The sequence below is a fragment of the Methylobacterium aquaticum genome (assembly GCF_001043915.1).
In the GTDB taxonomy this organism is placed as follows: Bacteria; Pseudomonadota; Alphaproteobacteria; order Rhizobiales; family Beijerinckiaceae; genus Methylobacterium; species Methylobacterium aquaticum.
On the sequence record NZ_LABX01000074.1, the window covers coordinates 1 to 16994 of the forward strand.

Below are 16994 nucleotides of genomic sequence, written 5' to 3' on the forward strand. Positions count from 1 at the left end.
GCATGAATAATCCGGGCTAGAACATCGTCGAGTGGCAGAAGTGTCCGCCGCCGGAACTCAACCACAATCGCTTCTTCGGCCGGTGTCAGCACCGTGCTCCTCGGCGACTTCGGTCCCATCGGTGCATCCGTCGTCACCGTACGCTTGCGCCATTTCGCGACTGTCTTGGGGTTCAGTCCGTACTGGGCAGCAAGGGCGCGGCTACTTTCTTTCGACGCTTGGAGCTCGGCTCGAATACGCGGCGTCGTGCGGGCGCAGCCGTGAAGAACTCCTGCCATAGTGCATCCTCCGCCTGACGCGTCAGCGCCGATAATGCACCATCACACTCCGGGACTGCACACCTAGCCGGCATCGGCCAGGACGGTGCCGAACCGGACCCCGCTGTCGCGCAGCCGATCGAGTTCGCACAGCGCGATCTCGCCTTTGCTGCGCGCCTTGCAGGCTGTCTCGGGCACGCCCGCGCGGGCGCAGCGCTCCACGTCGCTGGTCCATTCCTCGGGCAGGAACAGGCGCAGGCCGAGCGGCAGGGGGACCTCGTGGCGCGCCAGGGTGAGCAAGACGAGGGACTGGCCGTTGGCCTTCTTGCCCAGCACACCGCAGTACTGCCGGGCGACCCCGACCGAGTGCGTGCCCTGTTTGGGCAGCGCGGTGTCGTCGATCACCAGGAGGACGTCGGGTCCCCCCAGCAGCCCGTCAGCCTGGCGGGCCAGTTCGGTCCAGAGCGGGGCGTCGTCCCAGGCCGGGCTGGCGATGAAGTGTTGGAGTTGGTCGTGCCCGGAGAGCCCCAAGCGCTCGGCCATCGGCTGCAGGCTCTTGCGATCACCTGGCCCGAGCAGGCCGCGCAGGTAGAGCGGCGCCCAGTGCCGACGCGTCTTGCGACCCATCGCGGTGAGGTACGGCGCCAGCCACGTGTCCAGGTCCACCGCGTCGATACGATCCTCGCTCATGGCCGCCTCCTGCTGCTCCAGCCAGAAGGAAAACGCACGAAACAGCCTCAAAGGGCCCAGGTAGTGTTAGACAGTCATTGTAATAAACCGCTCGGCCGACATGTATTTTCCATGAAATTGTTCATTACACCATTTTGTGAACTCTCTATCAAACTGTTCGACACGTTCAAGCGGCAAGAGTAAGAAGTTTCTCTCGTCAGCAATCTTGCGCACTAAGTACGAAAAATTTGTAAGTGTTTCAGTGATTTTATCCTTTGTGATATCATCTAAAATTTCACAAATAATAATAGGTCGTTGATTTCTCAGAATTTGGATTGCTCCTGACAATACTTTTTCTTCGACACCCTCAACATCAATTTTAATTGCTACAATTCGCGAAAAAGCTTTCACCCCTAAGGCTTTGGAGCCGAGGCTACCAGGAAGATCCCGATCTATCCGCAGAAGTATATCAAGCGGAATAGCGAGCGAGCGCTCTACGTGGTCAGCTTGAGATGGGTCGAACTCTGCAGACTCCCCCGGACACATCGAATATATACCATATCTATGCGGAAGATCGACAATAGTTTCCTCTGACCAGACTGCAAAATTTGCAGCGCAAATATGTTGCTCAATTGAATTCAAAACTAAATTCCTGATGGCACGTCCATATGTCACTCGCGATGCTTCGAACATCACGAACTGTGGCATCGAATTTAGCTTCGCGCCGAGAAGAGAAAAAAGACCACTATAAGACCCAACGTCTAGAAAAAGTTCTCCAACATTTGCTGTTTGTACTAAGTAAGACCATATGGCGAGAGATTGGTTTTCATCAAATGTGCCATCGATGCACATTTTAACGATAGGATCATCCTCTCCCCAAGAGTCAATAACAGACTCCATCATAATCTCGCGAGAAGCAAAATTCAGTTTTGAGATTGCAATTTGGCGTGACATCTGCTTTCCTTTCTGCGTTGTTGACACGTTTGTGATCAAATTACAAATACAATCCGCCATAACTCACTAGCATTGCCCAACAATTCTGAGATGAATACCCAGGCGGAACTCTAGACACAATGTAAAGATCAGATGTAAGGATCAAATCATCCTTCGAACAGAAGATACGTCGCGTTTCTCCAGATCGGATGAAGATGGGTTGTGAGCGGCGATCTGCCTGCTTCACCCAGCCGACGATACTCGCCGGGGCACGACCTGGTCCTGCCGCGATCACGTTCATGAGCACGCCAGAATTTTCTCCACTGTTTCTGATATCTATGAAAAAGGCATCGGCCGAGCCCAAGTTACGGTCAAGATGGAGGCGCGCGACTACGATGTCCGATTCCATTGGGTGAATGAGCCAATATTTCTCTTGGTTGTTAAAACTGACTTGCTCACCCCACCATTCTTGCTTTTCGGGGTGGACACGGACAATCGGTGTGGTGGGGGTAACATCGTGAACAATTATATTCCTGTAACGGTCTGTGAAATCAGCTCGATCGAGCCGTAAACCATAGGTCGACACAAATACTCGCGATGAATTGAGACTACGATTTAACTGTGTAGGATAATATATATTGATATTACTTGCGTTGCTAGAGAAGTTTGTATAATTTAGAGTATCGGGTATCACACAAATTTGAATTTGTTTCTGTAATAAACTTTGAAAAAAAGCCTGCCATCCATATGAATAGCTTGCATATTCATAATTATGATGCATTAGGACGTCGCGTCTCACAGCGACGAGACGTCCGACTACAGGCATGCCAGCGAGAATACACGAGGATTGTTCGCCTGCCGAGAACTGAATTGATTTAATACCATTATTATCGATAATCATATCGTGAGAGGTAATAACACTTATCGATGGGTTTTTCTTAAATATGTCCTTAGCGGCTTGACAAAAGTAGCGGTTCGGCATGTCGGTAGCGAAAAAGATAACTGCAACATCCTCGCTTATTTTAACTAATATATCATAAATCTCATCCATTTGAAGTCGGCCATAAGATGAAGCAATAACACGTACATTTGATAATTCGGCTTGCAGGGCGCCTGCTTGATTTATAAACGATGAAGAACATAAAACTGTTGCTGTATCAAATTCTTGCTCCTTAAGGACTTGACGGCATCTTTCAAGAGCCTGATGATCCTCAACGTCGCATATTAAAAGATGCAATTTAGGAAAAATACCACACGTAACGTGGCGTATAACGTCTGGCAAATCATTCCAATAGGGTACGTCGGGTTGAGTGATGAGATTTGTTGTTGGCTGCCATGCAACTGACTGCTTCATGACGAGCGCAAGATCCTCTGGCGAGTCACCGAACATCAGGCAGTTCTCACCATCAACCCATGCTTCGTGTCGGCCGAATGCGCTGCATGACCGCCGAAGCAAAACGCGATTGCCCTGCATGGCACTTTCATAAGCGAACAGACAGTAGCTCTCATAGTCAGATGGTATGACAACCGTAGCACCGACCAGCATTTGCCGGCGTTCGTCAGGACTAAGATTAGTCAGGATCCGGATTTTTTCGCGTAAGCTTGGCGGAATTAGGGACTCGAGCCAAGCCACATAGCTCTTATCCCACCCATAAGAAATTAACAGTGCCTCGCCCTCCCCCTCCTGCTCAAAATATAGACACGACGCCTTGATAAACAGATCCGGCCGCTTAAATGGTTGAAATCGCGATGAAAAAACGAATCTCACATCAGTGTGATAGTTAATGTATTCTTCGTATTCAATGTCGTTATCAACATAAATTGGCGGGGTTTCAATAATAACCTGCCTGAACCATTGATCTGAAAGTCGGTAAAACTCCATATTCTCACGAGCAATTTCTTTAATATGCCCTATGATAATATCCGCGTGATCAAGAGAGAGTCGTTCTAGATCAACCAGGCCTGCATGCCAACCTGAACTTTGATGATAGAATTCCTCATGCTTAACAATAATTCCAAAAGTTGAGTGCAATCTGACCGCGATCTGAGTTTCGTGAAATGCTATTCCGGATCGCTTGGCCTCGATCGAGACAGCGCCCCAGCCTCCGTAGTCAGGGAACTCGATAACATCAAATATCACCTCTTGACTTTCGATTTCTTTTAACTTGGCAAAATACATATATGATGTGTAATAGGCTTGCAAATAATCCCAATTTGTATGCTGCGACTGATTCAATAAAACGCCAAATTCCGTATTCGTTAAACATTTTGGTTCGCAGAAATGTGCGACTACATTATGTTTTGCGCAATATTCAATAATTTCCGAGGCGCGGCTGTTCAACTCTTTTGGTAATAGTAAATGTAGGTTAACACGATCAAATTCTTTATTTTGAATAATCCAGTTGCTAATAAGTCTGCCAATACCACCTGGCGCAAACGGATAAATCTCATTTGTCACCAAGCAGACGTTTCGACGTTTGGCATTCTGTAACATTTTATTCTCCTAAAACAATACTAAAGACGTTCATTTTTTAGACATCGACGAATTTTGCAATTGAGTTGAGCGCCAGAATAGTACGAAGATCAACATAACTATTCATCATTTTGATGAAACATTCATAGTCATTTTTGATTTCGAAAAATATCCGATCGATCGCCGTCGTAATTGGGGCCGGGGAGTCGATCATGTTAACCTCAGTCAATTGAGTAAATGGGTGATCTTCAAGCTCTACAAGGCCCAGCTTGCCTGTCAAGCAAGGAGTTCCAACTGCCAGAGCTTCTAATTGTGTCATTGGTTGGCACTCTGCCAAGGTACAATTTAGTACGAGCGAAGCTTCTGCCATGCGATCGTAGAGCTGGCTTCCTCTTTGATATCCTATTACTTTGCATTTATTTGTATCAACGATCGATTCGAGTCCCGATGGCTGATTTACTGTAAACACAAGACTAACATTCTTAGAGTTGAGCGCGCCAATAATATTTGTATAGAGATTTTTACGCAATGTATTTTCCAATGGAACGAACACTGTACCAACGTTCTTAGGTACCGTGAACTGGTATGCTATCATTCTTGGAGGCGCATTGAAAATCGTAGCCGGCCAATAAGACGTAATTACATGTTGAAAATCTGGCTTGACGCTTCCAATTCGATGAAATACTTTCTCACTGAGACAGGTCAAAATAGATTTTTGTTGAATTATTTCATAATAATGCTCAAACTGGGTACTTGTCACATGTGTAACTACATATTGATCTATTTTTTTTCCGAAATTTTTATTTAAAGCTCGCGCAACCACCTCTGCATTATTGCTAAACCCTTGATATACTATTTTACTGATTTTTTGTTCATATATAAATCCAATTATTCTCCGTACCATATCTCCATCTATATTTTGATCGGCAGAAATTCCGATTTTATGGCCTGGTAGACACGACGTGGCACTGCGGATGCCATGCCACTCAAGATGGAATACGTGAGCCACGCGGTCGAAGCGATCGTCCATCTGCGCACGATGTGTTTCGGCCGGACCGTTGATGCGCAGCTTGAGGTTTTGTAATGTCTGCACCACTTTGAACTTTCTATTTCAAGCGGACATACGAAAGAAGTAACTCATCCATCACATCTTCAGGTAAGTTAGAAGGTGCGATACCAAGCTCGTCGAACGCGTATGGATTTGGAGCAAATCCTTTTTTCGCTCCGAACCGTACAAAATGCGAAAGTGCATCGAATTTTTGAATGTTATATGTATGCCTATAATAGCCGCCGTGAAACTTCGGATTGCAATCATGCCTGTCACGCGTGGCGCTTCGGAAATAATGAGTCATTGGATCGACAATCGACTCGCTTGAGCGCTGTGCTGACATCGAGTAGAAGTCAGGATCAAAGTATTCCGACATGCGCAGTACGCCCTTCTCTGAAAAAGTACTCCAGTTTTTCAGGTAGTGGACGACCGGATTGACGCGACCAACATCATTGCGCGCTATCTGAAATCCTAAAAGGTCTTGATGCTCTTGGACACATTTTTCATATAAAATTGGTGAGAACAGCATATTTGGTGATGCCAGTCCGCCTTCGTCACTAAAGATAAAAGAGAATGGGTTTACCGGAGAGCCACTGATACCCCTCGCAGGCGCAAGTTGGATATTTGAGTTGGCATTGCGCGACCGTATTACGCTGTCAATATACCCCATATCAAAAATTGGATGAGGTGATAGTCTTAGTTTTACTCCATTCTCGAAATAATCCCTAATAGGAGTCATTTCATTATGAATTCTCGACCCACGTTGAGATAAATAATAATCTTCATCAAATAAGATCAACTCGCGGATATGTCCTCCATTATATGTATCTATATACTCCAATTTCGCTTCTTGAAAGTAATTATCATTAGTGCTTATGTCCATATCAATAAGATATGATAGAAATAACCTTATATCGCAATCCGCACTTGACTCATGATTCGTGCCTGACATTGACTGCTCCACCTCTCATTTCTAAAAAATATTCAATCCTTCCGCTGATATTGCCGACGCTTTGTGGTTCAGTTGCAAAACGCTCCGACACTAATCGCGACTGCCATATCTGCTGAATGCGTATCGCATTGTCTCGCAATCCTTGCAAGCTCAGATCGTTTTGGAGGCTATCTTGTTTGACTAATAAGTATACCAAGGCGGGCGAGCCCGAAGGCGTTGTCGAGCCACCACTGAAGCCACAGGGCGAGCAGGTCGTTGCTGGCTTCGACCGCGTAGGCCACGTCGCGGGCGAGGTACGCCAGGCACGTCTGCTGGCGCTCGCCGTGCCCCTGCTGGCCTGAACCGCTCCCGCGGCGTATCGATGTCGCCTCAGAGATAGTCGCCGGTGAGGCTGACGTGCTCCCAGCCGAGCGGGGGGACGTGGGCGAGCAGCCGTTCTGGAACCTCGGCGCCCTGGTGGCGGAGATGGTCGACGGCGCGGCCGAGATAGACGGTGTTCCACAGGATGATGGCCGAGGCGACGAGGCTCAGGACGTCGCCCTCGGCCCAGCGGACGTCTAACAACGCCCGGCCGAGACGGGCATGAAGGCGCGCCGTCTCCTTCAGGAGCCTGGTGTCGTCCATCAGCCGTTCGGAGCGGGAACGCTCGGCGCGGAGGAACAGAGATCCCACCATCTTCTCGACCATCGCCACGGCCGCGTCGGTGAAGAGCACCTCCATGTCCAGCGCGAAGGCGCAGAGCGTCGCCAGCCGGCGGCGCTCGAGCCGGGAGAGGTGCTCGGCGCTCATGATCGCGGCCTCGCGTGCGATCACGCCGTAGCGGGCGCGGTGGATGCGTCGGCCCCGGTTCGGCTCCAGGCCGATGCGGGGACATGCGCCAATCGCTCCAGCACCGCCTTCAGGTTGGCGGCGCCGGGCGCCTCCGGCCACTCCCGCACTCAGGTCAGGGCTGTGCGGCCCGGACTGGATCCGGCGGACAGGAGATCGTCCAGCCGCTGGGCCTGGTCCGGTCCGAGGTCGCGGATCAGGCTGGCGAAGGCTTGGCGGCGTGCTTGCGCCCGGGCCGCGAGCGCGATGCACTCCAGCGTGGAGGCCGCCGGCAACACGACCCGCGTCTCGCACAGGAGACGCGTCATGGCCCCACGATCACCTCGCCCTGCCGAGAGGCTGGGGTTTTACTCATGTATGCTAGAAATATGTCCTATTATTTGTCTATTCAAGATATTTTCTCACAGCCCACGCCGCATCTCTGAGTTATTTGATAGACTTACTGTATGTTTCTTCTATATTTTTACGATCAAGCTAATTTTAATTCTTTTATAATCAGCTATATGGTCAGCTTTAAAATCTGGATGATTGACGATTTAGTGTAATGCTTGAAGAAAACTCTTTTCTTCAAGCGCATTATATGTATATCATGTATCTCTGCTGAAAAAATTATCGAATGTACTGTACATTTTTGAACTCCTTGTTTTATGAGATTGCGGGGTTGATCATCACATTTATTTGCATGCGCAAAGCGGTTGTGGTCGAGTAGCTCGGCTATTCGGCTGCGCACTCACAGATCCAGGCATGCGGTTTTCCTGCACCCGGCAGGTCGTTCTGCAGAGGTCAACCCGCGTGAATTTCCGCCCGTGTTGCGGCTGCTTCCAGGCGCCGTGTCTGGCTCTCAGCGGCCTTGCTCAGGATGCGGTCAAGGTAACAACGCTCAATCATAGCCCAGGCGTGATCCTTATATGAGAACTTGCTTCTCACATTGAGCAAATTCTCGTACTTCTGTTCAATAATATCCAATGGTATGGCGTCTAGAAGATCAGATATCTTTGAATAATGCTGACCATCAATAGGTGATACGAACTCAACGCCATGCATATACACGTCCAATGAGAAGGACGACCAGTCGATTTCGCTGCTGAACGGTAGCCGATAGGAATGGGGACTGAATAAGACTGGGACGCATCCAGCCGCAATCGCGTCGAAAATACCTTTACGAGAAGGTGAATCTCCCGGCGGCTCCAGAGAGTATCGGCTATTGAGGCGGACTGCGTCAGCCGTTTCGAGACTTTTTACGGACGGCAGCCAAGGGTAATGCTCTGTATCTATTCCAACGACGACATTATTTTCATCAACAAATTGATTTGTGAGCTGATGCATGATTCCGCCCCGTAATCCTGGACGAAAATTTCCGACCATGCACAACCGATGGGAACGCTCAGATGGGCGGCGTAGGGGTATATTCTCTAGCGAGTGATAGCTCGACGGATACGGAATACTAGAATGTGCATGACTGTCATACTCCGACTCGAGACTCAAAATTGTAATATTTGATGGGATTTTTACACCCATGTGGATCAACGAACGCCCGATAGCGCCAAATACCAGAACGAACTGAATGTGCGGGTAGCTATTGGCGAGAATTGAAATGTAACTATACTGCTCATGTGGATTGCCTGTATTTATATGTATGGCAAGCGAATAATACAGTGGGACAATTGCGATGCCAGCAAACTCAGAAAGTTGGGACAACTTAATATATTCATAAGAATTATGATATGCTCCATGCGCAATTGCTTCAATGCAAAATTGATCAGTGTTCCATAGATAGTGACTGACTTGGTTACCCAGAGGGTCTCTTGATGGTGCATAAGACGCAAAGATTTGACTGTTACACGAATCCGGCAAAGCGAGAATGCGGCAGTTGGTATGCAGGTCCATGGTCTTTCAGTTCCAATCTAAACGATTTCAGCCGTCTAGCACGAGCCGCGACATCTCACACCCCTGAGAGTTTGCCACCGCTCCAGACCACGTGATTACCCACGCCCCTGATGGTGTAGTTTAGGCGCGCACGGTCTTGAGGGTGGTGCTGAAGGGACTGGCGTCAGTCAAGCGTGCCGTGTCGACGACAGTGCAAATGGCGGCTTCGTCCTCAGCATAATTATCCAGAGTGGTGATTTCGGTCCCACCGCGCCGCAGGCGAGCGGCTGAAGTGGGGGTGCTCGCGGCGCCTCTTGCTAAGAGCCGATTTCGCTGACTCCCTTGTGAGATGAAGCCGTAGCGATTTTGAGCGTTTGAGCAAGCAGGAGCTGATCGAGCCGGTGCTGCGGCTCGGCCGCCCCTTGATCCCGCCCGAGCAACTTCTGCGCGCCATGCTGCTCCAGGCGTTCGACTCCGTCCGCTCCGAACGTCAGTTGATGGAGCGCTGAACCGCTCCGGGTTTCCCGGAGGCTCCAACTTCTGAGAGGATGGAGCCATGACGAAGCGAACAGCCCCGTTTTCCCCTGAGGTGCGCGAACGCGCGGTTCGCATGGCGCGCGACCACGAGGGCGAGCACGGCTCGCAGTGGTCTGCGATCCAGTCGATTGCGGCCAAGATCGGCTGCTCGGGCGAGACGCTGAGGAACTGGGTGCGCCAGTCCGAGCGTGATCAAGGTGTGCGACCCGGTCAGACGACGGACGAGCGTGAGCGGATCAAGGCGCTCGAGCGAGAGAACCGCGAGTTGCGCCAGGCCAACGAGATCCTGCGCAAGGCGTCGGCGTATTTTGCCATGGCGGAGCTCGACCGCCGGTCTCGGCCATGATCAGCTTCATCGACGATCATCGAGCCGCCTACGGGGTCGAGCCGATCTGCAGGGTATTGCCGATCGCCCCGTCAACCTACTACGTGCATGCCGCCCGACGTGCCGACCCGGACAAGCAACCGGTTCGTGCTCGCAGCGACGCGGCGTTGATGATCGAGATAAAGCGCGTGTTCGAGGCGAACTTCTGCGTCTACGGCGTGCGCAAGATCTGGCGGGAATTGGCCCGGGAAGGGATCGTGACTGCTCGATGCACGGTGGCGCGGCTGATGCGCCGATTGGGCTTGGCGGGGGTGGTGCGTGGCAGGACTGTGCGCACCACGATCCCCGACCCAGCCGCAGCCTGCCCGCTCGACCGCGTCAACCGTCAGTTCAAGGCTCCACGGCCGAACGCCCTGTGGGTCAGCGACTTTACGTACGTGGCGACGTGGTCGGGCTTCGTCTATGTGGCCTTCGTCATCGATGTGTTTGCCCGGTGCATCGTCGGCTGGCGGGCCTCACGCAGTGCTCATGCAAGCTTCGTTCTGGATGCTCTGGAGCAGGCCCTGCACGAGCGCCGTCCCGTCCAGGGCAGCGGTCTGGTGCACCACTCGGACCGCGGCTCGCAATACTTGGCTCTACGGTACACAGAACGCCTGGTCGGTGCGGGCATCGAGCCGTCGGTCGGCAGCGTCGGCGACTCTTACGACAACGCCTTGGCGGAGACGATCAACGGCTTGTTCAAGGCGGAGGTCATCCACCGGCGAGGACCATGGCGCTCCTTCGAGGCGGTCGAGTACGCCACCCTGGAATGGGTCGACTGGTACAACCACCGTCGCCTCCTCGCGCCCATCGGCAACGTCCCTCCCGCCGAGGCCGAAGCGCGCTATCATACCCACGCCGGCGACCAAGCCATGGCCGCCTGACCCAAGCCAATCAGCCTCCGAAAAACCCGGAGCGGTTCACCGCCCGAGGATTGTCCGCACCTCGGACAGGTTGCCTGGGTCGCGGTGGTGTAGGCGGTGATCAGCAGCCCAGCCGTGTTCAGCGTCAGATTATCGACGTGAAGGCCGTCCGGGACCGACGGGATCGACGGGTTCGAGATCGGCATCGTGCTGCCCCAACGGCTGCCATGCGCATCAACGCCCAATCCCCTCCACCAGCACCGAAAGTGCGGATGAACCTCGTTTGGACGCCGTTTGACATCTTGCCCTGCTTCAAGACACGCGAGTGCCGCCGCATCATTGTAGCAGCCGGCTACGATGCAGACTGAACCCAAAGCTTTGCCATTTCTAACTAAACGGAAAATGCTCTAAGCCAAGAAGCGCTTAATGCTGATCGAGCCCAATCCAAATTTCATCTTGTTGTTGCTAAAATAACACATTTTTGCCGAGGATTATGGGGTATGCTAAATGGACGTACGACAAAATGCTGTTGTTACTAACATGCTCAACGCTAGCTTTTGCAAAAGCATTTTGACGTATAATAAGTATTTGCAATTGAATAAACCACTGTAGGGAAGCCACATGTTTGTTACTAGATTGCTGTCAACGCGCATCGACTCTTATAAATTATGCTTGTGTGATGGAAATTTATGATTTGCACAAAAATATAACATCATAACATAACAAAGCGAGCTTCCGAGTCCGCAAGATGTGAGGCTATCAATGAATTATGTTATAATTTGCACTGTTGGGCGATCTGGATCTACTCTGCTACAGGGAATTCTCAATGGAATAGATGGATATTGCATTCGCGGTGAAAATGACAATTTTCTTTTTGGACTATACATGTCTTATTACTCTCTATTAACATGTAGTACAATCGAAAAAGGAACATCGTCTATCCATCCCTGGTACGGCAGTGATATATTTGATTTAGATCAATTTATAAACGATAGTCGAAAGATCGTTATTAACCAATTCAGATTTCCTAGAGGCATAAAAACTGCAGGATTCAAAGAAATTCGCTGGACAAGCCCATACTTGCACGGAAAATATTTGCATGATTATCTGGAATTTATAAATCTAATATTTAAAGACGTAAAATTTATTTTTCTTACCAGAGATTTACATGAAATCTATGAGTCGCAGGTACGAGCTGGTTTTGGTACACAAGAGAAGGGATACGATTATTTTTCAGAGCACGTTATTGATTTTTATGAAAAAATGAGGTCTTCAAACTTACCTATATTTGAGATTGATTATAAAGATATTACATTTTTATCGGAAAAAATGGTTAGTATGTTCGAATTTTTAGATGCTGACTATAATGTGGATCGTATCAGATCTATCATTTCGACAGAGCATAGCTTTGCTAACGCAAAAAAATTTACATCAACAGCGCTGGTTCCGTCCACTCTTCTATCGACGGCGGCACCGACGCAGCCGCCTGAACGGTCCGCGGACTACACTGGGATCGAGCTCGAGGTCGGTGGTACGGTGGTCCGCATCGGCCCGCAGGCCAGCGAGCCTCAAATCAGGGCGGTGATCCGAGGTCTGAAGTCGCGGCTGTGATAAATCGATACAAATAGCGGAAAACGCCCGCCTAGGGCCTATTGTCACTTGATCTAGAGCAGAGTGGAAGCGAGGCAGAGAACTGGTCCTCTCCCGTTTTCACGGACATGGAGGTTAGCCTGCGTTCCGCTCGGCCTGCTCGGGCGTGATATAGCCGAGCGCCGAGTGGAGGCGCTGTCGATTGTAGTAGCCCTCGATGTGGCGAGCAGGTCGCGCCAGGCCTCATCCCGGGATCGCGGTAGGGACGCTCATTTCTGAGCGCCCCCCGCACAGAACCGAGCGGGCCCCATTCGGGCACTCGGCTCCCACCTCGGGTGTTTGACGGCGAAGCGTTCACTGGGCCATGGATGGAGGATACGCGGTCTCGGCAACCAGTCGCTGGCGAGCTTCCTCATCCGCTCCCAGGTGGTGAAGTCGCGCTGGGAGCGCCGCCGGAGCGAACGCCTCCAGAGGTCCACCACCCTGTCGCGGAACGCGCTGAGTGCACGAGCGTTGGTCGGCACCGCGTGGTAGTTGAAGAAGCCGCTCACCACCTGGGCCAGCCACGCACCCTGGACAGGGGTACGATAGCGCGCTTCGGCCTCGGCGGGAGGGACGTTGCCGATGGGCGCGAGGAGGCGACGGTGGTTGTACCAGTCGACCCACTCCAGGGTGGCATACTCGACCGCCTCGAAGGAGGCACGGTCCTACCTGCAGCACCCCGTCCTCGGGCCGCGGCTCCTGGCCTGCACGGCGGCGGCCAATAAGGTGACGGGGCGGACCGCCAACCAGGTGTTTGGGTCACCCGATGACGTGAAATTCCGCTCGACCATGACCCTGTTCGGGCGCGTCGACCCGACCGAACCAGCGTTCCGCGAAGCGCTGGCACGGTATTTTGACGGTCAGAAAGACCCGCGCACGCTGGAAAAGCTCGGATTCTGACGATCCACTACCACAAAAGCGGAAATGCAGAAAACAAATTTTACAGAAATACGATTCTGCGGGTATTGAAGTAGGGTGGAATGCGCTCCGGCGGCGGTCAGCCATCACCTCGAGCGGTGCAGCCGGCAAGTTCAGGGGTCCAGCGCCCCACGCTCTAGGGTTTGGATTCGCTGTCGCATAGCGGCCGCATCATCCCGTCCGTGCAAAGCGCGGACAAAACCTCTCAGGAAGCCCGTAGGTGGCCTTTTGTGGCTCTGACCTCGCTCTGTCAGTTGGAGCGATCAAAACCCTTCCTGAGACCACGCTGGTGGATCTGCCACCCCCACTCCCGGTAGCAAGAATAGGCCGCCGGAGGCGGCCTTTACCAATGTGAGCCGCCACAGGCGGCTTCCTTGTTGGGTGGAGAGCGAGTTTTTGGCGAAGCCAAAAAGGGGCGGGTTCTCCGTTGCATAACCCTCAGTCCAGTTTTCGACAAATCCGATTCGGTGAGTCTGGCTGCACCGAAACTCTTAACAGCACAAGCCTGTTGTTTGGCACATGCGCCAGGTTTTAGATAGTTTTCTAAGTTTTAATAAGTTTTAGGATTTTCGGTGCACTGCGCCGACAAAAATACGCACTTCTAATCAACGGCTTAGCGGTTAAAAAATTGGTGATGTACGGCCTGCCGATCGGTGATGTACGGCTTGTCATCGGTGATGTACGGCTTGTCATCGGTGATGTACGGTTTTGGATCGGCGATGTACGGCTTTGACAAAAGTTTTCCACAGGCCTGCCGAGGCTTTTGCCCCCATGGCTCAGCCATCGGCGATGTACGGCTTTGACAAAAACGGCTGACAAAAAGGCGGTCAGGCCAACGGCAGCTCGGGTGCGCCGGCACCACTGCCTAACGGAACATTAGCCGCGTCAGGCTTGCGTTCGCGCATGACGAGGATCTCCTCGCGCTTCCCTTCAACCAGCTCCAGGTCGTAGTCGGGGAACGGGAAAACCCGCGTGCTCTCGACGAACTTGCGCACCTGATAAGCGAACTGGGGCAGGCTTTGCATTGAGCCGCTGCGCTTATGAAGTTCCTTCAGCCCATACCGGGCGAGTCCGGTTTTGCCGGCCGCGCGGCGGGCCAGCCGGTAGATGAAGCGGCCGATGCCCTGCGTGATCAGAAAATACTCGGGATTAAGTGTCAGGATCTGTGGGTTGCCCTTTTCCCGAACCACGCCGTTATAGACCCAATCCGGCACGCCTATCTCAACCTGATCAATGTTACCAGTGGTGGTCTTGCTGATTATCTTGAACGTCTGGATCAGCGGCATCGCCACCACTTCGCGGCGGCTCCCGCCGGTCAGGTTGACGATCTTGATTCGGGTACCCTGCAGGCGGTCCAGAGCGGCTTCCAGATCCTTGTACTGCTTGCCGCCGGAACTGCGTCGGCAGAACTTCAGGATGTGGGATGAGCTAGGACGGTAGACGCGCGCTGGTGCATCGGTGCGCAGGCCTTTCTCCTGGCTAAGGCGGTAGCGACGCGCCTCCTCGGCCAGGCTCGTGACCATGTGTAGGAAAATGTCGTAGTCGAACACCGTCGCGAGGCCGGCCGAGGCACTGCCGTCGATCGTGATGATGCAGTCCTTCAGCTCGTAGCGGATCTCCCCTCCCCGCTTGGTCTTGCCGAGCGAGAACGGCGCCACGTCCATCAGGTTGACGTCGTCCTTGAGCGGGGCGTCGTAGATGCTCGGCACGAAGAACGAGAGCTGGGAGTCGTCCTCCGGGGACTCGCGTAGCACCGGCGCCGGCAACTCGGATTTCAGGGCGCCGACGATGTCCGGGCGGCGCTCGTTGAGCTTGACCGCCTCGCCCAGGTCCCTGAGGGCCTGCTCGAGGGCGTTGGTCGGCTCCGGTGAGACCTTGAGGTCGGCCAGGCTGCGCCGGCTGTAGAACCGCCGGAGGCGGCTGAGTGCGTCCTTGGTCAGTTCGAGGGTCGGCCGACCCGTGGCACCGCAGAACCGGTCCGCCAGCTCCTGTAGGTAGGCGTTCTTCTCGTGCAGCCCCAAGGTCCCGAACTGGTCGAGGGGCATCAGCTCAAGGCGGATCGCATCACTCACGGCTGGAATTCCGGTAAATCGTAAAAGCGTATTTCTGGTTCAGCGGATTTACGACGCTGGGAACTCGCGCTCGAGCAGTTCGCGCATCATGTCGGCCATCTTCCGGCCACGGGCGGCGCACTGCATCTTCACCCGGCGGTGCAGGCTCTCCGGCACGTCGATGGTGAAGCGGGACATCTTCTCCTTCGGTGCCGGCGCCGGCACCGCCTCGACGGCCTTCAGGGTCGTTACGGCCCCCTCCTCCCGATCCGTGGCGGCCGGTTCGGCACCACGATTGGCGATCCAGGCATCCGCAGCCTGTGCCAGCTTGGGCCCGGGCACCTTGAATGAAACCTGTTTGGCTCCCTTGCTCATGCAGCCTTCCTTTCCTTCTTGGTCTTGGGTTTGGCTTTCATGTCGACGAGCTGGGCGGCCAGCTGGCTGATCTCCTGCGCGGCATCGCTCTTGGGATCGGTCTCGATCACGGCGAGGCCTTGGCTGGCGCTCTCGGCGAAGCCGACCCGCTGGCAGATCTCCACCGGCAGGATCGGAAAATCAAACTGGGACAAAGCGTTACGTACGTCGCGCCCGATCGCCGTATTTACGATTTTGCGGTTCACCACAAATACAGGTTTGATGTTTTCCTTAAACTGCTGGGCTTCCTTGACCAGCTGCACGGTGTCGGCCGAGGCCCAGACGTCATACGGCGACGGCTGCACCGGCATCAACACGATGTCGCTGGCGAGGATCGCAGCGCGACCGAGGTCGTTCACGCGGGGGGCGCCGTCGACGATCACCACATCGTAATCGGCGGCGATCTCCGGCAGGTCGCGGTGCAGGGTCGGCTTGGCCATGCTGATCACTGGGAACAGCGGCTCGGCCTCGCGCACGGACGACCAAGCCATCGAGCTGCCTTGCGGGTCAGCGTCGACCAGCAGCACACGGTAGCCGGCCTTGGCGATGACCGCCGCCAGGTTGGTGGCGATGGTCGTTTTGCCGACCCCGCCTTTCTGGTTGAGCACCCCGATGATCATGCGCCGCCTTTCTGGATTTGCGTATCGTCGGATTTACGATTTTCCGCAAACCCGGCTTTCTGGGTTCACGATTTCACAGAAGCACGAGCTTGCCAACGCTTCGTTAACGCTCCGTGCCAGCCCTGTGTCCATTGGGGCACATTTCTGTAAAGCCACATAACCGCAAAATCGTATTTCTGTGATTACGTGTTCGGCATGAGGTAGCGCCGCCCTCAAGGCGGCGCACGGAAAGGGATCACCATCGCGCTGACGCACCGAAGCAGGATCCCTCTGGGAGCCGGAGGCCGTACCCGTGGGGCCTGGTTCCGCATCAGCGTCGTCCGGGGATGAACCGGAGCCACCTGTCTCTGGCCTTCTATGCCGGTTCGTGCCTGCCGGTTCTGACAGGTCCTGTCACACGGAAAATCGTAAAAGCGGATTTCTTGGGTCCGGCCCCTTCAGTCACGCCCAGGGCGGAACGTACGGGTCCTGGTCCCAGCCAACGAGGCCGGGACGCGGCGGGCGTGGGCACCGCGCCCGCCGCCGCGGCACACGCACAAAAGCCCGACGGATAGGCTTGTCGCAAACTC

The 16994-nt window shown here is 53.3% G+C and carries 12 protein-coding genes, 7 pseudogenes and 1 other annotated feature; of the genes and pseudogenes, 4 read left to right on the top strand and 15 right to left on the bottom strand.

Annotated elements, in window-relative coordinates:
- The 10 genes and pseudogenes from VP06_RS34775 to VP06_RS34785 all read right to left on the bottom strand — a co-directional run.
- Positions 1-278: pseudogene (locus VP06_RS34775) on the bottom strand (IS481 family transposase); the annotation flags it as partial.
- Between the two features lie 66 nt (positions 279-344).
- Positions 345-947 (bottom strand): annotated as a pseudogene (locus VP06_RS10575) (IS701 family transposase); the annotation flags it as partial.
- A 66-nt stretch (positions 948-1013) separates the two neighbouring features.
- Complete coding sequence (locus VP06_RS34780) at positions 1014-1880, bottom strand: FkbM family methyltransferase (RefSeq protein ID WP_197093179.1); 867 nt, start codon at positions 1878-1880, stop codon at positions 1014-1016.
- A gap of 40 nt (positions 1881-1920) precedes the next feature.
- Positions 1921-4353, bottom strand: a complete 2433-nt coding sequence (locus VP06_RS36195; RefSeq protein WP_156295535.1) for a glycosyltransferase family protein — start codon at positions 4351-4353, stop codon at positions 1921-1923.
- Between the two features lie 37 nt (positions 4354-4390).
- On the bottom strand, positions 4391-5428 hold the full coding sequence (locus VP06_RS36200) for a glycosyltransferase family protein (RefSeq protein ID WP_156295536.1): 1038 nt from the start codon (positions 5426-5428) through the stop codon (positions 4391-4393).
- 10 nt (positions 5429-5438) lie between these two features.
- Positions 5439-6332, bottom strand: coding sequence for a hypothetical protein (locus VP06_RS36205; RefSeq protein WP_156295537.1), 894 nt, complete (start codon positions 6330-6332; stop codon positions 5439-5441).
- A gap of 200 nt (positions 6333-6532) precedes the next feature.
- A pseudogene (locus tag VP06_RS38050) lies at positions 6533-6673 on the bottom strand (IS66 family transposase); the annotation flags it as partial.
- Positions 6674-6704: 31 nt separating this feature from the next.
- Positions 6705-6863, bottom strand: a pseudogene (locus VP06_RS38055) (Tn3 family transposase); the annotation flags it as partial.
- A 407-nt stretch (positions 6864-7270) separates the two neighbouring features.
- Complete coding sequence (locus VP06_RS10585) at positions 7271-7468, bottom strand: hypothetical protein (protein ID WP_048463734.1); 198 nt, start codon at positions 7466-7468, stop codon at positions 7271-7273.
- A gap of 475 nt (positions 7469-7943) precedes the next feature.
- The gene (locus VP06_RS34785; protein WP_082167324.1) at positions 7944-9047 is read right to left on the bottom strand and encodes an exostosin domain-containing protein; all 1104 of its coding nucleotides are present in this window, start codon (positions 9045-9047) and stop codon (positions 7944-7946) included.
- Between the two features lie 353 nt (positions 9048-9400).
- Between VP06_RS34785 and VP06_RS34790 the strand changes: the two are divergent.
- The 3 genes and pseudogenes from VP06_RS34790 to VP06_RS36215 all read left to right on the top strand — a co-directional run.
- A pseudogene (locus tag VP06_RS34790) lies at positions 9401-9532 on the top strand (transposase); the annotation flags it as partial.
- A 50-nt stretch (positions 9533-9582) separates the two neighbouring features.
- Positions 9583-10811 (top strand): IS3 family transposase gene (locus VP06_RS10595; RefSeq protein ID WP_156295540.1). Its coding sequence is split into 2 segments (ribosomal slippage): positions 9583-9871 and positions 9871-10811, totalling 1230 coding nucleotides; the frame shifts between segments, so codons are not numbered across the junction.
- Positions 9864-9980 (top strand) — a sequence feature (AL1L pseudoknot). (Overlaps the previous gene by 117 nt.)
- A gap of 864 nt (positions 10812-11675) precedes the next feature.
- Complete coding sequence (locus VP06_RS36215) at positions 11676-12401, top strand: hypothetical protein (RefSeq protein WP_156295541.1); 726 nt, start codon at positions 11676-11678, stop codon at positions 12399-12401.
- Positions 12402-12515: 114 nt separating this feature from the next.
- Here the strand turns inward: VP06_RS36215 and VP06_RS37135 are convergent.
- Both VP06_RS37135 and VP06_RS38060 read right to left on the bottom strand, forming a co-directional pair.
- A pseudogene (locus tag VP06_RS37135) lies at positions 12516-12634 on the bottom strand (IS3 family transposase); the annotation flags it as partial.
- Positions 12635-12946: 312 nt separating this feature from the next.
- A pseudogene (locus VP06_RS38060) lies at positions 12947-13078 on the bottom strand (IS3 family transposase); the annotation flags it as partial.
- On the opposite strand from VP06_RS38060, the gene VP06_RS10600 reads away from it, so the two are divergent.
- On the top strand, positions 13053-13322 hold the full coding sequence (locus VP06_RS10600) for a DUF1810 family protein (protein ID WP_425350902.1): 270 nt from the start codon (positions 13053-13055) through the stop codon (positions 13320-13322). The pseudogene VP06_RS38060 and the gene VP06_RS10600 overlap by 26 nt on opposite strands.
- Before the next feature lie 845 nt (positions 13323-14167).
- Here the strand turns inward: VP06_RS10600 and VP06_RS10605 are convergent.
- From VP06_RS10605 to parA, 3 genes are read right to left on the bottom strand one after another with little or no spacing between them, the layout of a single operon-like run.
- Positions 14168-15412 carry a replication initiator protein A gene (locus VP06_RS10605; RefSeq protein WP_063928373.1) on the bottom strand — a complete coding sequence of 415 codons (1245 nt, stop codon included), beginning with the start codon at positions 15410-15412 and terminating at the stop codon, positions 14168-14170.
- A gap of 48 nt (positions 15413-15460) precedes the next feature.
- Positions 15461-15766 (bottom strand): hypothetical protein, encoded by a 306-nt coding sequence (locus VP06_RS10610; protein WP_048463738.1) that lies wholly within the window; start codon positions 15764-15766, stop codon positions 15461-15463.
- Positions 15763-16425 carry a ParA family partition ATPase gene (gene parA, locus VP06_RS10615; protein ID WP_048463739.1) on the bottom strand — a complete coding sequence of 221 codons (663 nt, stop codon included), beginning with the start codon at positions 16423-16425 and terminating at the stop codon, positions 15763-15765. Before parA ends, VP06_RS10610 begins: the two co-directional genes overlap by 4 nt.
- Between the last annotated feature and the right edge of the window lie 569 nt (positions 16426-16994).

Bases quoted from the DNA above. Each gene is read 5' to 3' on its own strand.
- VP06_RS34780 (WP_197093179.1), bottom strand. From the start codon at position 1,880: ATGTCACGCCAAATTGCAATCTCAAAACTGAATTTTGCTTCTCGCGAG.
- VP06_RS36195 (WP_156295535.1), bottom strand. From the start codon at position 4,353: ATGTTACAGAATGCCAAACGTCGAAACGTCTGCTTGGTGACAAATGAG.
- VP06_RS36205 (WP_156295537.1), bottom strand. From the start codon at position 6,332: ATGTCAGGCACGAATCATGAGTCAAGTGCGGATTGCGATATAAGGTTA.
- VP06_RS10585 (WP_048463734.1), bottom strand. From the start codon at position 7,468: ATGACGCGTCTCCTGTGCGAGACGCGGGTCGTGTTGCCGGCGGCCTCC.
- VP06_RS34785 (WP_082167324.1), bottom strand. From the start codon at position 9,047: ATGGACCTGCATACCAACTGCCGCATTCTCGCTTTGCCGGATTCGTGT.
- VP06_RS36215 (WP_156295541.1), top strand. From the start codon at position 11,676: ATGTCTTATTACTCTCTATTAACATGTAGTACAATCGAAAAAGGAACA.
- VP06_RS10610 (WP_048463738.1), bottom strand. From the start codon at position 15,766: ATGAGCAAGGGAGCCAAACAGGTTTCATTCAAGGTGCCCGGGCCCAAG.
- parA (WP_048463739.1), bottom strand. From the start codon at position 16,425: ATGATCATCGGGGTGCTCAACCAGAAAGGCGGGGTCGGCAAAACGACC.